Origin of the sequence: Haloarcula sp. CBA1131, from assembly GCF_008728975.1 — an archaeon.
Taxonomy (GTDB): Archaea; Halobacteriota; Halobacteria; order Halobacteriales; family Haloarculaceae; genus Haloarcula; species Haloarcula hispanica.
Window position 1 is genome coordinate 92,047 of record NZ_RPCY01000003.1, and the last position, 16,037, is coordinate 108,083.

Consider the following 16,037-nt stretch of genomic DNA (forward strand, 5'->3'; position numbering starts at 1 on the left):
CGTGACTGTTGCCTGGCTGAATACCCAACGTAAGTATTTAGTGGGGTAGAAACGTACAAATTCTTGTGCGAACGGAGATAGATATGGAGCGCGGTGGCGACTTACACGAGCGGGTCAAAGAGTACGCTCGTGAGAATGGTATCCGCCATCCGCGTGCCTACCGCGAGCTAATCGAACAAGGGTTAGAGACGGATGAAAACGGCGACTAAGACGCTCGAAGCGACTCTTGCCCCGCCGACAGCACACAAGGAGCGGAAACTGTGTGACCTGCTCGACACCTACCGTGAGGGGCTACACGAGGGGTTCGACGCCGGGTGCGACACGATGAACGCAACCAGCGACGTGGTGACGCCCTACGACCTGCCGTATCAGGCGAAAGCGGCACTGTGCAACTACGTCCCACAACTTCACGACACCTACGACGCACAGGAGTTAGACGATGACCACCCGGTTCGGCTCACCAACCAAGCCGCCGAGTTTGACCACTCTCCGGCGCGAGACTATGAGTTCACATGGTGGGCACCGCAACCCGGTCGCGGAACGAATTTCTGGATACCGCTTCGTATCAACCCCGAACAAGAGGGGCTTTGGCACGACCTCGTAGACGGGGACGCATCCGCAGGGCAACTCCGCCTGCAACAGAATCGCACATCGTGGACGCTACACGTCACTGTCGAATTTCCGGTTGAAGAACCCGAGTACGCGACAGACGGCGACGACGTGACGCACATCGGTCTGGATATTGGTGAAACCGCCCTGATAACGGGCTGTGCCCTCAAGGACGGTTCACCAACTGGCCCGTTCGTGTGTGACGGGAGCCGTGCGAAGCATCTTCGCAAGGAGATGCACACGACTCTGAAACGACTCCAAGAGCGTGACGCCGCCGAGTGGCGGATAGACGAGCGATTCGACCACTACCAGAACGCGCTCACTGATATTGTCGAGAAGGCGTCTCGGCGGGCTGTTGAGTATGCCCGCCGGTTCGAGAAGCCGGTACTCGTGATGGAGAATCTGACGTACATCCGCGAAGAATTGGACTACGGTTCGTACATGAACCGGCGACTCCATGCGTGGGCGTTTGCTCGGTTACAGAACCGTGTCGAGGACAAGGCACGAGAGGCTGGTATCCCAGTCGAGTACGTCCGACCGGAGTACACCAGCCAGACGTGCCACGCTTGCGGTCACATCGGAAACAGAGCCGCACAAGCCACGTTCCGGTGTACCAACGACGGGTGCCACATCACGAAGTTTCAGGGCGATATAAACGGCGCAATCAACGTTGCACACCGGGCTGACCCGTGGGGAGAGAGCGTGCCGCTGAAACCGGCAGGCAATGACTCGCCTCGGGATGGGAGTGTCTGTGACAGCACCGCGACCCACCGAGAGACGAGCGAGAAACACTCGCAAATGACTCTCTCGGCGTTCCACGGGTCGGTACCCTCTACCAGCAACAGCGAAACTTAGCTGGTATTCCCCATGCGTGGGAAGCCGCGCCGTTCACGGCGCGGAGGATGTCACGTTGGCGCTCGTCTCCTGAGCCACGTTCACTGACTCTACACTAACTATTTCAGAATAGAATACTATTTCAGAATAGAAAATCATTCGCACTATTCACCACAGATTTAAGTTGAGAGGAGGTGATACTGCTGAATAGCATGGATGGCTCAAATAGTAAGAATAGCATAGATAGAACGAATAGTCCGAATAGCCCATATAATTCGATACAGACCGACGGGAACTCTCGGGCTGTATCGGTGTGTATGCTGAAGGGGGGTGTCGGCAAATCGACGATTGCTGTCAACCTCGCCCGGCAGCTGGCCGCACAGGAGCACGATGTGCTCCTCATCGATCTTGATCCGAACGGCCACGCGTCCGTTGGTTTAGGCTTTGACGACCAGTATCACAACACCGAAGAAACTATCGGCGACGTCTTCTTCGACGATGCTGATCCGACCTCTGTCGTCTACGATACTGGCTACGAGTTCGACATTCTCCCGTCCAGCGAGGACTTAGAACAGGTCGAACGGGAGATCGTCGTCGGCGACGTGTTCCAACCCTCTGCACTGCTCAAGCGAGAAGTTGTCGACCCACTCCTCGGAGACACATACGATTACATCGTCACGGATTCGCCGGCGTACCGGTCCCGACTCACGGATAACGCACTCGTCGCGACGACGAATCTAGTGCTTCCGCTTGCCCCCGGAAACGAGGCGATGGCCGGCCTAGAGCGGACCATCGAACGACAGATTTCACCGCTTCGGCAGCATATGGACGTCGACGTCCTGGCGCTGGTTCCGAATATGTTGAGCGGCCGTATTGACCAGCAGACGCAGGATCGACAGTTGCTCGAACGGCTCAACTCGCATGATAATCTCCAAGATCGCATCCCGAACTTCGCGCGGATTACGGACTGGGAGGCCGTTGACGCCGGTGACCTCAAACCTTCACCGGGTATCCGGGACCGTACGAGCATCACGAAGGCCTACGGTGAGCGCAAACCGCTGCTGGACTTCGACCCTGACTGTGACCAGTTGAAGTGTTTCGACGAGCTGGCACACATCGTTGAGGCAGGAGAGGTGGTCCGTCATGTCTGAGGACGACCCGTTCGCCGACCTCGGGGAGACGCTCGAGGATGAACCGGATGACGAAACACAAGAGACGGATGAGGCGTCCGATTCGGAGACAACCGCGGAGGCCCCTGTACAAGAATCGGTCAAGCCCCGTGACCCGATGACCGATACTGCGTTCAGCTACGAGGCTGCCAAACAGCGCCCCTTCTATGCTCGTGAGACTACGATTGAGGACTTCGATTCCTGGCTGAAGTACGAATTAGAGCGGGAGCTCAACCAACAGGGCTACCAGAACATCGTCGTTCGCGAGATGACTGATGCACTTCTGCGAACCGTCGTGGAGGAAGATATCGTAGAAGAGGTGGCCGAACGGTTCGAACAAGCCCGCGAGTCTGCTCTTTCAGAACCGGACGAATAGCACACTATTTTAAAATAGAATACTATTCTACAATATCTCAACAGCAGTCTCAGAAAAGCCGGATCTCACCGTTGGACGGCAGGCTCAGTTGTGGCCTCCGCTGATAAAAATTGAGACCGACCTTCTCAATGCATGTGGAATTTTGACATAGTTCCTGAATAGTATGAAGGCGTAGTCTGGGATAGAACGATGGCACGAGACGACGCTGATCTACCGACGGAAGGAAGACTCTGAGCATGACGACCACCGCCAGTATTCAGTGTTCATGTCCAATCGCGGTAGTGGCTTCCTCACTGAGTATGGGTATCGGTGGGAGATCGAGAGCGGCTACAGATCGATTAAACGGTTCATGGCCGCGATGACATCGAAAGGCTTCGGACTCCGATTCTTTTATTTCGCGTTTGCGTGCCTGTTGTACTCGATTTGGCGTGCGGTGGATCTGCTCGTACAAGTCGAATTGACTGGTGAGTACGAACACTCGCCGATGGTGACGGCAGATGACACACTAACGTTGTTGAAGAAGGAGACTGGAATCGGGTAGGGATAACTCGATTTGTGGTCGCGCAGCGTCTGAGTGACTACGCTCTTGAGAATCTTCGAAATTCGGCGATATAGTCATTAGTTCAACATAAAATGGTGGTGAGAGCCAACTTGGAGTGGCTTCCGCTTGACGATTCGTCCAAATACACGCATTACAGCCACTCTAAACCCGCTGTAGTCTCATCTTTCCATACACGTTTCGGTGATATCGAAGTGCTACAAACGAACATCGATTTGCATCGATCAGGATTTGAGAGATGAGAGAGTACGCTCTATGCGTCGCATTCTAACTAATCCGAGGCGAGATCAGCCCCCGACATTAGCTAAAGACTTCTCGGACTTCTAAATACGGAAGTGTGGATTTTGGCCCCCGCGCTGGCCTATAAAACAACTATTTCAGACATGGACCAAGCTAATTAATGTCTAAAATATCGATATCGACACTCAAAGTGATTACTATCGTTATAGTAGTTGGTTGAATTGGAGATAACGGGATCTCGTACTCTAGTGGAGTTTCCAGATGACACACTCAGAATGTCACTTTCAGACTTGTTACCAATCCACCCAAAATAATATTTGTACACTTGTTATCTAATGCTGGCATTTCTTTGCCCTACTTTCTAAAGCTCAGTTCACATAACAGATAGGTAGGGGTTGGCAAGAGCGAGTTTCGTGGCACTGACTGGTAGCTCTATTTCCTCTCACGAATTCTCCGCATCCATACGAATTTACTGGCGGTCTGTAGCAAACTCACCCGTTTCACTTGACTCATTAGCAACAAAACTACGGCGATAAGGATTAGAGCCTTGATTGTGTAATCGTTTCTCGTCCTGACTTAGTTTAAGACTGACCCTAAGTTTCGTACTTTGGGGGATTCAACTCTCAGCGCACCCAATATCACGTAGTTCTCTCGGGCGCGCTTTATTTATCTTTGTCAAAGTTCGGTAGGTGCAGATGACGCTCTTCGGTCTCCTCATTACAGATTCTGACTAAGCGGAAGGGGGAGAGTCTTGTAGGTGCGGTCACGGTACTGACCGCAGTTCCACCTCTTGATTTTAACCACTAAAGGGTAAATTTTCCGTTACGCGGGAATTCGTCAATGTATAAAAAACGCACCTCGCTCGCTTATCCTTGCCCTATTTGTACCACTGAGTAGCACCCAATTTTGTAAATAGTAATATGTCAGCCCATATTTTCAGCAATTCACCCGGCTATACTCAATCACAACAGTGTGTTCACGGAGGTCCGGAAGACCAATAAAAAAAGTGATCTGGATAATCCGAGGAAACCGCTGTTGGCACCCATCAGCTTGGGATAACTTCATGACATGCTCTACGCTATAGGTTATTCAGCACGATTCCTATCCAATCACTTTCTACAACTATACGTGACTAATTCTCTCTAGTATCTACCAGGAATAGTATCTAGAAGCTTGGATTCTATTCAACCCCATCCCAGAGATATTGAAGCATGACACCTACAGTCGACACAAATAAACCGAGAATTCCAATAAACATTCCTGGTTCAATGAATTGGGAGAGATCCGATTCGAGTAACAGAATCCCAAAGGCAATCAATGCAATTCCGTAGACTGTAATTGTTTTCATGTCTACACATATCAACTCTTGCTATTTATGTTCTCCGGATTAATAATTATCTCACGTCATGTCACACCATTAAGTTTAAAATATTGGATATCACAGTGATGAGTGTGGTGCAAAAAAGAACCTCCCGAAGAACCGCTCTGAAGCTTATAGGATCTGCTACTGCGCTATCATTATGTGGTGGCGTAAGTGCAAATAGTGACCCTCCAGCCACAGTTATCGAGTACAAAAAAGGAGACAGCAATAATCCAATTAAAAATGAAGATATTCGAGAAATGCGTCAAACTGCTGTAGAGAAATCCGAGGTTGCCTCATCGAAAGAAAAGAAGGAACAAAACGATAATAACGAAAAGGAGAAAGTTAGCACTCAAGTAGACAGGATTGATGATATGAAAATGCTTGGAAATATCAAGACATATTCTTCCCAAGCAATTACTGGATATGCTATTGCTATAAAAAATAGAACGCCAGTTGAAAAGATCGTTTCCGAACCTGAAAACGTAAGTAAGTCAGTTACGCTACAATCCGAGTCAGACAGTTTGCCCAAACCATCGCACAAGTCTATTGATAAATTTATAAAGAAGCATTCAAACGAGGGTGACGTGAAGATACAGCAACAAGGGGCAAGTGAAACTGAGCCTAGGGGGAAAACTACTAAAATTGGGACAATAAACCATGAAATATTCTGCTATGATTTCGATGTTAACCCAACCGAAGTTGCTGGAAGACTAAGTACGTGGGTGGAAGCATGGAAGATTGATGCTGAAGAAGACGCATACTTGGTAAGTTTACTCGGTAAACAAATTCCAGCGAGCTATGATAATTTTGATTATGGATTTGGTGACACAATTAAATTGAAAGACAAGACCTCCAACTTCAGATCTTGGCTGAAGCAGAAGTGGACCAAATCTGACCTAGGCGACCCACAAATAAAAGATAGAGAACCAAAAGGCAACGTAACAGGGTCTGTTGACACTAGTTTGAGCATCTCTGTTGGAGCTAGTGGCGGCGATCCGGGTGCTACGGCAGGGCTCAGTGTCGATATAGATACACCCTACGTGGAGCGAACAGAACAATCAACAGTCGGCCGTGATGTAAAACAAAAGTATAGATATCCACACAAGTATTTCAACAAGGACGCGACGAAGGTCCCAGTGTCATTGTATTCTCTAGGCTACGGACATCTGTCAAAAGATCCCGCTGATAGCAAAACGCTATTGAAGACAGAAATGAAAGGGGAGTGGTTAGGTCCGGGTGATTTCAATAAGACAGAAAAAAGTGAGATTGACGCCACTATCAGAAAGTTGGACCAACCGGTGCAATAGCACTCTAGCTACAGTATCCCACAGGGCCGGTGGTTGAGAAATCTGCTTGCTGCGAATTTACCACGTTTCCGCGATATGAGTGTTTACAAATGTACACTGGTAGCACTGTCTAGTTAGTGACACTGAACTGGAATTCGTTCATCGAGCGCTCAATGCCGTCGTTGGAAGTTATAGTATTGCGCAAATTCCATCAGTCACTTGATGCTGCTCCACCGACAGAAAAAGACGCTGAGCATGATGTTTTCGGGTAGTATTCGGTATTCCTAACAAACACTAGCAGCTCCTATTTTGCCGAACACGGTATCGTAGAAGATTGAGAGCGGGTACAGGTCGATAAAGCGATTCATGGCCGCGACGACGTCGAAGGATTTCGGGTTGCGGTTCTTCTGTTTCGCGTTCGCGTGCCTCCTGTACTCGATCTGGGGTAGCGCGGTGTCGAGTGGCTACACTGTTGACCATCTTCGGAATTCGGCAATATAGCTAGTAGTGCAACAAGAACGGGTGATTGAGAGTAAATCTGAACCTGTTTCCGATCACTTAATCGTCCAAATACACGCATTACAGCCTCGCTAAACCCGCTGTAGTCTCAACTTCCCACCGTGGTGTAGTCCGAAATAGCGATCCCAATGCGTGGGATTCCACGGAGAACTGAACGACCGCATTGTTGTGATCGTTAGTCTCTATGAATGGCCTGAGTGGCGTGTGGGCCATCGCGACAGTCGATGGCCCACACAGCCACGACCCGTGCAGAAGCATTCGAACCGCTTCACGAGAAATCAGACAAGCACGCCCGCCTAGTCTGGGGACTCCAGACTGAAGATGGGTCACAGAAACCGTTGTCCAAACGCGCCTTCCACCTCGCAACGCACTGGTTTGGTCACGATGAACACAATGATGTTGAGGCCTTTCTGGCCTGGTTACCGATCACGATTGGCGGCACGCCAATCGATGATCCGTACCCGCAATGGCACGCCAATACGACCGATTTCGATCTTGTCACCCGACTTCACTTGATCCGGCTCTATCATAACTGGAATCATGAAACCGCGCTCTGCCAGTACCTTGACGCCGAGCCGTCGCTACTCGACGCGCTCGGCGTCGATTCTCGCCCCGACCAGTCAACGCTGTACAACGCTTGGCACGAACGATTTACCGAGCAGTTCCGTGAGGAACTGCGAGCGACTATCAAACAGGTCGTCCGCGTTGCCAAGATCCGCCGAGTCGATGTTGCTGACCGGATGTCTACGGCTGACGAAGCCACTGAAGAAGACGAGGAACCCAGTGCCAGCTCCCAACGAAAACACGCTCGGGAGACGACCAAGCAGATCTGGCAGACAGCTAAACCACTTGTCGGGCCGGTCGTCGATTTCGACCGGCCCGACGAGACCCAGATACACGATAACGCCTTTCTGGAGTTACACACGTTCCTGGGCTGTCGAGAAGACCTCTACGCGGAGACTGGTGCTAACGACTTTGTTGAAGACTCGACCCGGGACCGCACGCCAACTGGATCGTATCACCGCAACTCTATTCGCGACCTCTCAATCCAACAGCACCGCCAAAACCACCGCGCGGCGATGACCAATGTCATCGCTCGCGCCAGACAAGCGGGACTGCTTACCGGCAAGCAGACCGTTGCAATCGACATCACCGAGGGAAAGAAATTCTGGGGAGAACGCGATACAACGGAGCTACAGACACAGATTATTGGAACAAAAGAAGACAATCGGGAGGTCGCGTACCAGTACGCGACCGTCCAACTGGTCGGTAACGACCTCCCAATCGTTCTTGATGCAGTGCCAGTCGTCAAAGGAATGGCTCGCGACGAAATCGTCGATAAGTTGCTCACGCACGCAACAGAGATGGTCACTATCGATCTTGTTCTCATGGACCGTGAGTTCCAGCACGACGCCATTAAGGAAGTTTGCGAAAAGCACGGCGTTTACTACCTGAATCCGTCGAAAATGTACCGTGAGGAAAAGCTCACAGCAAAGCAGGTAGCCCGTGAAGATACCACGATCCACATTGAATCCGTAGCGGCGGCCGGCCAGCGGCCGCCGCGAAAGCGTCTCTGGGTTCCACGAGCCAACGTGAGAAGCGATGAGATGTTACCCGACGGTGGAACAACCGAGGAAACCGAGGACGTGTCGGAAGCCGACGAACCGTCGGCTCCCGACGGAGAGACCCAGAAGCAGCGGATTCGTCGTGAAATAGTGGAAGATTTTCTCAAAAGATTCGTAGACATCTCGGAAGAGGAAACCGCCGAATGGGATCTCGGCACGGAGTTCTTGGAGACAGTGGAGGAAAGTGCCTACAGGGAGTCGTATGCCGTCTCCGAGGACGGCATACGACACGTCGTTTTCGAGACGAACCATCCGGATATCGACATTTCAGACGGTAGAGCGAGCGATACAGCAGTAATTCACAAGATAGCACGCTTCACGCGACAGTACGCCAACCGGTGGGGAATCGAAAATGGCTACAAGAAGAGCAAGTCGATGATGGCAGAAACAACCAGTACAGACCACAGCTACCGATTTTTCAATTTCATCTTCGCCTGTTTGTTGTACTCGCTATGGCGGCTCATCGATGTGCTGGTGAAACGCTCGCTCGGCGACGAGCGAGCGGGGACCTGCGTACGTGCATCAACGTTCCTCACCATTGCCAAGCAGGATCTTGGCCTCGGACCACCAGAATAATCACCTGATTCCCGTGGAGTTTGCCCGGCGGGCCAGCGGCAGCGCTGGCCCGCCTGAGAGGATTTCCGGCAGTCGTCGACTCCAGTTGTCACGTCACGGCTGACAGACTCATCACGCGCCGATTTCGCGTTATCTTCGACCCACCGTAACCGCTGAAACGTCTGAAATCCCGCGCATCAGCCGGCCTATCTTGGAGTCCTCCACCGTGAAATTAGATATAGCGATATGCACTTTATCAACATCGGTATCTCAATTCTAAGCACTATAGAGGTGCTGAGACGCGAGAATTCTTGTTTTGAGATTAGGTTTGTATTATAATATTAAGCACCACCAGTTTTACCCGGACCGCCGCTGTACGGGAAGCATGGATCGGCTTCCGCCTGCATACGACGCTACTCCCGGGGGTGATGCCCTCGAAGAAGCCATCGAGAAACGACTAGTCGATATCGACTCCGGGCGCTACCAAACGAACGTCGCCAGCGTGCTGCGGAAGTTCGCAGCTTGGTCCCGGGACCAGCACGGTATCTCCAGTCCCGAGGATATCGACGACGACCTTTGTCGGCAGTACGCTCGTGACCTCGCCCGGGCCGACGACAGAGACGATATCTCACCAGAAACCGCCCGACGCTACTTCGCCTACGTCCGCTCGTTTCTGACGTGGGCCGTCTACGAGAGTCTGATTCCGACGAACCCAGCCAAGACCAACCACGCCGAAGGCCCGCTGCCAACCGACGAGACTGAAACAGACCAGCAGTACTGGACGACACGCGACCGCGATGCTATTTGCGCTACTGCGACCGCCCGCGTCGACGACGCCGGCGAAAGCGATGACGTCGACCGCACGGCGGCCTACCGCGACCAAGCACTCGTCTTCCTCCTCGCCTACTCCGGTGCGCGTAGTGCAGAACTGGTCGCTGTTTCTGATGATGAAGAACGGAACGGCCTGCGGTGGCGTCACGTCGATCTCGACGCCGGCACGATGCAAGTATTCGGCAAGAACCGCACCCGCGAGTCTGCGCCGATCCTCGACGATGCTATCCGTCCACTCCGGCGCTGGAAGCAACTTCGAGAGCCCGACGAGAATGAAGCTGTGTTTCCCAGACTCGACAACGCGGCAAAAGCACTTGACCCGACGCCGTCGATCACAACGCAGTCGGCTCGGGATATCCTCGCCAAACTCTGTGAGTGGTCCGACTACGAGTTCGAGGAGCCACTGAAGCCACACGGTGCCCGCCGTGGCCTCGGGCGGGAGATCTATCGCGAGAATCCACAGCTGGCGCAAGATGTACTCCGGCACAAGTCTATCGAGACGACCCACAAAGGCTACGCACAGGAGGCCGCAAAGCGGACACGCGATGAAGCGAACGATATCATTGGAAAGCAGTGAAAGATACAGCTACTGCAAAGGGTGCTGAGTAGTTCGGGCTCTGGAGTGCGATCCGTGCCTGTCACCCCAGATCACAATTACGGGTTCAGTCACATTCGCGATTTTTCACTCGTGGTCAAGGCGAATAGAGCTTGGCCTCGGGCGATTTACGCTGACTTGCACGCTTTAATCACAACTTCAGGGTCGTCAACAAGTTGGTTTACTGTGTGTGCGCCCTTGCCCTTTCCCCGCCCTTTGCGCTCCTGCTCAACGAGCGAGAGAAACGCAAGTTCGGAGAGTAGATCCCGAACACGTCGCACTTTCAGTGGATCAACTCCATTGCTCTCACACAGGCGTTCATACACCGAATAGACGCTTTTCGTTGGGATTGGAGGATTCTTACCTGACGTATCCTGTACTTGTAACGCAAGCGACTGTAACAGGTATTTTGAGTGTTCTGGCTGCTTGGCAATGAGCTCAGAAAGTCTAGCCTGCTCTTCACGGTCATGCGCCTCATCAACATATTCGATTTTTACTGTATCATCGTCGTGTTCGTCGGCAATCTCCCCAGCATATCGGAGGATATCGATTGCCTTGCGCGCGTCTCCATGTTCCTTCGCCGCGAGTGCTGCTACTTTCGGGATAACATCTTCATCTAGAACACCCTCACGAAAAGCATCGGAACGAGATTTGAGGATCTCCCGGAGCTGGTTCGCATCATACGGTGGGAAAACGAAGTCTCGTTCCGACAGGCTTGATTTGACTCGTTCATTGAGAGAGTCTTTGTAACGGATCTTGTTACTGATACCAATCACACCAAGAGTACTTTCTGTCACCTTGCCTGCTTCGGCAGCGCGTGACAGTTGCATTAGAACGTTGTCACCTTCTAATTTATCTATTTCGTCAAGAATAATGATTCCAACATCCAGCCGTGCATCAAGAATATCCCAGAGACGGCGGTAATAGTCCGAGGTACTCACCCCAGTATGTGGAACTGTTATTTCTGTCTCTTCTGGGCTATTGAGTGCTTGAGCAATTGTGCGGACTGTCTGTGTCTCAGTTGATTCTTGGAAACAGTCAACGTATGCGACGCCGATTTTGACACCGTTGTCGGCGGCCGCCTCAGTGAGATCGCGAGTTATATACTTTGAACACAGGCTTTTGCCCGTACCCGTTTTTCCGTAAACCAATACGTTGTTCGGGGTGTCTCCCCGCTGGGCGTCTTTGATAGCATTAGCGAGCTTTCGAAGTTCAGTGTCGCGTCCGATTATCCGGTCACTCTCCGGAAGGTGGCTCACTCTGAGGAGTTCCTTGTCAGCAAAGATTGGATCTGGATTGCCGAAGAACGACTCAGACTCATTCATACCAACACAATCTCATGGACCTCATATTAATATTGTCCACCACCTTGCCGCTGTAAAACAGGTAAGATTGGTATGCTATATTTGAAAAGTCGTATATCAGTCGCTCAGTTCCCATCTATTGGTGATATCCTACTCCAGGATACTGTATGAATTTAGAAGGTAGTAGTACTCCCACACCCCGTGTTGCCGCTGTAACAGTTGAGATGAGTTTCCAGATGAAAGCGGGCACAATAATGAGTGATAGCATACCTACACGCTATCTACACGCTATCTACACGCGCTTGAACAGATCCTGTGTAGAAGGGGTGAAAACCGGTATTTCACGCTACCGACGCTAAAGCGTCGTTATTTTAGTACGCTAAAGCGTGGTACGGTACCAAACAGCATAGATCATAATAAAACTGATGATGCCTGTCCTAATTTAGTGGCTACGCGGAGTTATCAACTTGATATGGTAACACGCTGTGGCTGCTTTACCGATTCACTTACAGCGGCAATGAGGGGTGTACAAACATGACCTCGCATAAAAATAAGAGACAGGCAACTGTTCTCGATTGTTTACAGCGGCAACGAGGGGTGCGACTGCAGACTAGTCTAATACTAGCGTGTCATAGAGTACGCCACACACCCTCTCCTCCTTGCGATCACCGCGGATGATTTCGCCGTCTGGAAAGTCTTCCAATCTGGTGCCACACTCTGTAAATTACCCCTTATAACCCTGTTCATCGTATTTTGAGACGACCGCGTGAACCACGTTCTCAATCTTGACTGCGGCGTGGCCATTCAGAGTCGGAAGTCATCCAGAAGGCTCACCCGCTCTGTATTGTTGTTCCCACTCGTTTCGAGCAGCTATCTCTCGTTCGCCACGTCGCGTGATTGAGTAGATGTTGGTCCGTCTGTCTTTTTGTGCCTTCTCAACGAGCCCTTTGTCGACAAGTGTGTCAAGGTTCGGGTATAGCCTCCCGTGATGGATTTCTCCCTCGTAGTATTCCTCCATCTCCTCTTTGATCGCGAGGCCATGTGGGCCGTCTAGACCGCACACCACGTACAGTAAATCACGCTGAAAACCGGTGAGGTCAAACATCTCAGGATAACTAACAACTTTGCGCCATTAAGTTTACTGAAATTGACCAAAATCCAGACGCATTGATGGCTAGGACCGGTCTCGAAAGCGGCTGAAATCTGATGTTAAATGGTTGTCAATCCCCGTCTTACTCGCCTGCCTCGTCTTCCCCTGGCTGAACATCCCGAAGCCGGCCACCGATCTCCTGCTCGTACTCTTCCAAGAGCTTGTAGAACTCTGCAATCGTCTCCGCAGCAGTCTCACCCTTCGACTTGATGGTCACTCTGTCTTGATCGCGAGTGTCAGTGCCTCGATCCAACCGTGCTTCCATACTGCATCCAAAGTCCGTTCGTTCGACCTTTTCGACTGAGTCTGGAGCCGTGTCTGGCTCTACATCTGGTTCACTTGACATGGGTCTTCTCGGGACGCTCTCACTGGAACGCCCCGCACCCGACTGGGGCACACAAAACAGCCGTCAATCGCTGCCCTCGAACGCATCCAGACTGGCCTGCTCACTTGGGACAGACGTCGCAACAGGAGATGCTTGGTCTTCCGCGCCCGTGTCTGTCCCCTGCGTTGGACTGGGCTGGTTCTCCGCCTCGACCGTATTCTCGAAGGCGTCGGTCACCCACTCGTGAAGCTCTTCGACCTTCTTCTCGTCTAGCTCGCGAACGCTCCCTCCCAGCAAAGAGTACGAGGTCTGCCACGCTCGCTGGAACTCAACAGTCAGTGAGTCGCCCTGTATGATATAGGCGTCCAGATTCAGGAAACAGCAGTTCAATGCTGTCATTCGAGCACACAGTGGGTCTTTATCTTGCCCGACAAACAGCGCGTCTGGCTGCTTTCGACCGGCGACCAGCAGTGTTCGACCGCTCCCACAGGCTGGATCAAGAACTGTCTGTCTATCATCGGTATCGCTCTCGTCTCCGACGCCGGCGCTCTCGGCCATCGTCTCGCAAATAGAGTGGGGCGTGAAGTGCTGGCCGAACGCATCGCTGGACAGTCCGTATTCCTCGTAGACAGCACCCAGAACGTCAGCGTCGGTGGCTGCCATCCGTTCTTGAAGCTGGCCGAACGCCTTGGCGAAGAGGTCGACCGAGCGCCGTCCTTCTGGATGGTCCATATCGCCGCGTTCGCGATAGTCGTCGACGATCTTCAGATACGGATCGTCTCGGTCCTGCAGTGCGAACAGCATGAGGTTGACCCAGTCTCGGAAGACTGTGTGGGCGCTGTGTCCGCGCTGGCGAATTTGCTCAAGCGTTGCAACAATCTCGTCGACGTCGATCTGTGGCGAAGCCATGCTCTCTCAGCCACCAGAGAGTCACAAAATCTGGCCTGCCGGAGGGCACCGCTCTGGGAATTCTACTCGTGGAATGATCTGGTCAGTACAGGGAATAGAGTTATTAGCCAACAATGACGTTCCTGAAATATGGATTTTGAAAATTTCAAGTCAGAAATTTGTGACAAATATTCGGGGTGTGATGAGTCTACTGCAGAAAAGATCGCAAAGAGAGCAAGGCAGTACCACAGTAAACACAATTCAAACAATACGGCGGAAGACTGGTTATCTATCATGACGAGATACAATCAGCAAGACCCTATAGCTGCTTGGAATTATGCAGTAGGTTGGGCTGACGTTTCCAACTTTGGAGGCAGTAGCCCGTATAAAATCGATTAGGACGCACGCTCACTGAACGGTCGTTTCAATCGCTGTCATGAGTAAAGAAACCGTTCTACAGCGGCTACGACGGGTCGTATAGGTCTTCGACCGAGCGTCGGTAGTAGTCCTGGCTGGAGTCTGGAACGGGATCAGCCTCCTCTGGGTGCTTCGCGATGATGCTGGCGAACTGCTTGGGCGGCTTCCAACTGTCGTCAATTTCGCGGGCCTCCAACTCTTTCAGGACTGCATACTCACCACCAGCGGTGACGTACAGAACGCGAAGCCCCGGTTTCTCACTCAGTGGACCTCTGAGTAGCTTTCCTGTTCGTGTATTGACCAGCCACTCAAGCAAGAGTCCAGCCCGACACTGGATTGCGTACAACTGCACTTCGTTCTCCTCGGGAGATTCTGTGCGACCGTTGTCGGCCCACGATTGGGGCAGCGACCGATTGTCAGTCTCATCTTTCCAGCGCCACTTCAGCTTTTTCGGCCCGGTGTTCCCTCGTCGGTATCCACTACTCATTGTTGGATTCTCTCAGCCACTAGAGAAACACAAAATCCGCTCTGTATCGCTTCTATGGCAACTTTTTTGCTGTTTGAGGGTATATGTGTTAGTACGAGGACTCATCATGAAAACAGCCGAGTCCCCCACTACGACCAGCGAGTATTCGGCCCCAGACCAGTGGATATCCCGCCAGCCCAGTGGCACCCGCGAACTTGACTTCCGGCAGATTCGTGACGACCGATCAGCAACGTGGAACGCCGCCCTCGATGCCAGTGTCGACGTAACGAAAGGTGGTCGCCCGGACCTGTTTCTTGTCTCCGTCGACGACGACTGTCCGGTTAATTGCTCGCTCGCCGAGCATCCCAACGGGATCCACGCCGGCTGGTGCAGCTGCGAGGTCTTCCAGGCGACGACCGTCTGCCCACATCTCTGCGTTCTCCGCCAGCACGCTGCCCTCGGTGATCTTGACCTGCCAATGCGGGACCAGACCTGAAGTACAACTCAGTCGTCGCCCATCGAGATATCAGCCAGCGGCCGAACGTCGACGCGCCCAGTCCGGTCGTGGTCAAGACACTGGCACAGTCGTTCTCGAACCGTCGCCTGCGAACACGGCTCGACATCAACACCTAATCGTGGGTCGTCTCGAATCTGGACGTACTCTGCGTCGACGTCCAACGGCGTGTGCTCGACCCGGCACCAGATTGTCGTCGCTCCAGCCCGGTCTAGATCGGTCACGTACCGAGAAGCCACGGCTTCATGGCGAAGTTCGACGAGGACTCGTTCGACAAACGATGCGACCTTCGTTGGCGACCGTAGCGCTGGGACCGACGCAAAAACACTCGAAGAGTCGTGCTGTGCCGCCGATTCGGGAGTATCAGTAACTGACATATGTCTCTCTCAGGACGTGCTTGCTGGCTCGCCCT

The 16,037-nt window shown here is 52.3% G+C and carries 15 protein-coding genes and 2 pseudogenes; 11 read left to right on the forward strand and 6 right to left on the reverse strand.

Annotation, left to right across the window (positions count from 1 at the left end):
* The first annotated feature begins 65 nt into the window (after positions 1 to 65).
* The 9 genes and pseudogenes from Har1131_RS21915 to Har1131_RS17645 all read left to right on the forward strand — a co-directional run bounded on the left by Har1131_RS21915 (position 66) and on the right by Har1131_RS17645 (position 10,543).
* Positions 66 to 209 carry a hypothetical protein gene (locus tag Har1131_RS21915; RefSeq protein WP_170095807.1) on the forward strand — a complete coding sequence of 48 codons (144 nt, stop codon included), beginning with the start codon at positions 66 to 68 and terminating at the stop codon, positions 207 to 209.
* Entirely contained in the window at positions 193 to 1,464 is a 1,272-nt protein-coding gene (locus Har1131_RS17610) for an RNA-guided endonuclease TnpB family protein (RefSeq protein WP_050038586.1), read from the forward strand. The genes Har1131_RS21915 and Har1131_RS17610 overlap by 17 nt, the downstream gene beginning before the upstream one ends.
* Positions 1,465 to 1,655: 191 nt before the next feature.
* On the forward strand, positions 1,656 to 2,594 hold the full coding sequence (locus tag Har1131_RS17615; protein ID WP_079980878.1) for a ParA family protein: 939 nt from the start codon (positions 1,656 to 1,658) through the stop codon (positions 2,592 to 2,594).
* Positions 2,587 to 2,988: a hypothetical protein gene (locus Har1131_RS17620; RefSeq protein WP_050007892.1), complete on the forward strand. Its 402-nt coding sequence runs from the start codon at positions 2,587 to 2,589 to the stop codon at positions 2,986 to 2,988. Before Har1131_RS17615 ends, Har1131_RS17620 begins: the two co-directional genes overlap by 8 nt.
* Before the next feature lie 178 nt (positions 2,989 to 3,166).
* Positions 3,167 to 3,529, forward strand: a pseudogene (locus Har1131_RS17625) (transposase); the annotation flags it as partial.
* A 1,704-nt stretch (positions 3,530 to 5,233) separates the two neighbouring features.
* Entirely contained in the window at positions 5,234 to 6,457 is a 1,224-nt protein-coding gene (locus Har1131_RS17630; protein WP_151104309.1) for a hypothetical protein, read from the forward strand.
* Between the two features lie 251 nt (positions 6,458 to 6,708).
* Positions 6,709 to 6,880 (forward strand): annotated as a pseudogene (locus Har1131_RS22240) (transposase); the annotation flags it as partial.
* Between the two features lie 299 nt (positions 6,881 to 7,179).
* On the forward strand, positions 7,180 to 9,156 hold the full coding sequence (locus tag Har1131_RS17640) for a hypothetical protein (RefSeq protein WP_050038584.1): 1,977 nt from the start codon (positions 7,180 to 7,182) through the stop codon (positions 9,154 to 9,156).
* Positions 9,157 to 9,520: 364 nt separating this feature from the next.
* Positions 9,521 to 10,543, forward strand: coding sequence for a site-specific integrase (locus tag Har1131_RS17645; RefSeq protein ID WP_151147784.1), 1,023 nt, complete (start codon positions 9,521 to 9,523; stop codon positions 10,541 to 10,543).
* Between the two features lie 146 nt (positions 10,544 to 10,689).
* Here the strand turns inward: Har1131_RS17645 and Har1131_RS17650 are convergent, their stop codons facing one another.
* The 4 genes from Har1131_RS17650 to Har1131_RS17665 all read right to left on the reverse strand — a co-directional run bounded on the left by Har1131_RS17650 (position 10,690) and on the right by Har1131_RS17665 (position 14,249).
* The gene (locus tag Har1131_RS17650) at positions 10,690 to 11,886 is read right to left on the reverse strand and encodes a Cdc6/Cdc18 family protein (protein WP_008313473.1); all 1,197 of its coding nucleotides are present in this window, start codon (positions 11,884 to 11,886) and stop codon (positions 10,690 to 10,692) included.
* Between the two features lie 796 nt (positions 11,887 to 12,682).
* A complete protein-coding gene (locus tag Har1131_RS17655) occupies positions 12,683 to 12,970 on the reverse strand; it encodes a PadR family transcriptional regulator (RefSeq protein ID WP_008313475.1) in 288 nt (95 codons plus the stop codon).
* 127 nt (positions 12,971 to 13,097) lie between these two features.
* A complete protein-coding gene (locus Har1131_RS17660; protein WP_151147787.1) occupies positions 13,098 to 13,361 on the reverse strand; it encodes a hypothetical protein in 264 nt (87 codons plus the stop codon).
* Positions 13,362 to 13,424: 63 nt separating this feature from the next.
* Entirely contained in the window at positions 13,425 to 14,249 is an 825-nt protein-coding gene (locus tag Har1131_RS17665) for an N-6 DNA methylase (protein ID WP_151147790.1), read from the reverse strand.
* A gap of 129 nt (positions 14,250 to 14,378) precedes the next feature.
* On the opposite strand from Har1131_RS17665, the gene Har1131_RS17670 reads away from it, so the two are divergent.
* Entirely contained in the window at positions 14,379 to 14,627 is a 249-nt protein-coding gene (locus tag Har1131_RS17670; RefSeq protein ID WP_147439962.1) for a hypothetical protein, read from the forward strand.
* Between the two features lie 64 nt (positions 14,628 to 14,691).
* On the opposite strand, the gene Har1131_RS17675 is transcribed toward Har1131_RS17670, so the two are convergent.
* Entirely contained in the window at positions 14,692 to 15,132 is a 441-nt protein-coding gene (locus Har1131_RS17675; protein ID WP_058992190.1) for a hypothetical protein, read from the reverse strand.
* Positions 15,133 to 15,238: 106 nt separating this feature from the next.
* Here Har1131_RS17675 and Har1131_RS17680 point away from each other — a divergent pair, with 106 nt between their 5' ends.
* Positions 15,239 to 15,607 (forward strand): hypothetical protein, encoded by a 369-nt coding sequence (locus tag Har1131_RS17680; protein ID WP_151147793.1) that lies wholly within the window; start codon positions 15,239 to 15,241, stop codon positions 15,605 to 15,607.
* A gap of 8 nt (positions 15,608 to 15,615) precedes the next feature.
* Here Har1131_RS17680 and Har1131_RS17685 read toward each other — a convergent pair whose 3' ends face one another.
* On the reverse strand, positions 15,616 to 16,002 hold the full coding sequence (locus Har1131_RS17685; RefSeq protein ID WP_151147796.1) for a hypothetical protein: 387 nt from the start codon (positions 16,000 to 16,002) through the stop codon (positions 15,616 to 15,618).
* Positions 16,003 to 16,037 lie beyond the last annotated feature (35 nt).

Bases quoted from the DNA above. Each gene is read 5' to 3' on its own strand.
- Har1131_RS17685 (WP_151147796.1), bottom strand. From the start codon at position 16,002: ATGTCAGTTACTGATACTCCCGAATCGGCGGCACAGCACGACTCTTCG.
- Har1131_RS17660 (WP_151147787.1), bottom strand. From the start codon at position 13,361: ATGTCAAGTGAACCAGATGTAGAGCCAGACACGGCTCCAGACTCAGTC.
- Har1131_RS17645 (WP_151147784.1), top strand. From the start codon at position 9,521: ATGGATCGGCTTCCGCCTGCATACGACGCTACTCCCGGGGGTGATGCC.
- Har1131_RS17615 (WP_079980878.1), top strand. From the start codon at position 1,656: ATGGATGGCTCAAATAGTAAGAATAGCATAGATAGAACGAATAGTCCG.
- Har1131_RS17665 (WP_151147790.1), bottom strand. From the start codon at position 14,249: ATGGCTTCGCCACAGATCGACGTCGACGAGATTGTTGCAACGCTTGAG.
- Har1131_RS17620 (WP_050007892.1), top strand. From the start codon at position 2,587: ATGTCTGAGGACGACCCGTTCGCCGACCTCGGGGAGACGCTCGAGGAT.
- Har1131_RS17640 (WP_050038584.1), top strand. From the start codon at position 7,180: ATGGCCCACACAGCCACGACCCGTGCAGAAGCATTCGAACCGCTTCAC.
- Har1131_RS17610 (WP_050038586.1), top strand. From the start codon at position 193: ATGAAAACGGCGACTAAGACGCTCGAAGCGACTCTTGCCCCGCCGACA.
- Har1131_RS17670 (WP_147439962.1), top strand. From the start codon at position 14,379: ATGGATTTTGAAAATTTCAAGTCAGAAATTTGTGACAAATATTCGGGG.
- Har1131_RS17675 (WP_058992190.1), bottom strand. From the start codon at position 15,132: ATGAGTAGTGGATACCGACGAGGGAACACCGGGCCGAAAAAGCTGAAG.
- Har1131_RS17655 (WP_008313475.1), bottom strand. From the start codon at position 12,970: ATGTTTGACCTCACCGGTTTTCAGCGTGATTTACTGTACGTGGTGTGC.
- Har1131_RS17630 (WP_151104309.1), top strand. From the start codon at position 5,234: ATGAGTGTGGTGCAAAAAAGAACCTCCCGAAGAACCGCTCTGAAGCTT.
- Har1131_RS17650 (WP_008313473.1), bottom strand. From the start codon at position 11,886: ATGAATGAGTCTGAGTCGTTCTTCGGCAATCCAGATCCAATCTTTGCT.
- Har1131_RS17680 (WP_151147793.1), top strand. From the start codon at position 15,239: ATGAAAACAGCCGAGTCCCCCACTACGACCAGCGAGTATTCGGCCCCA.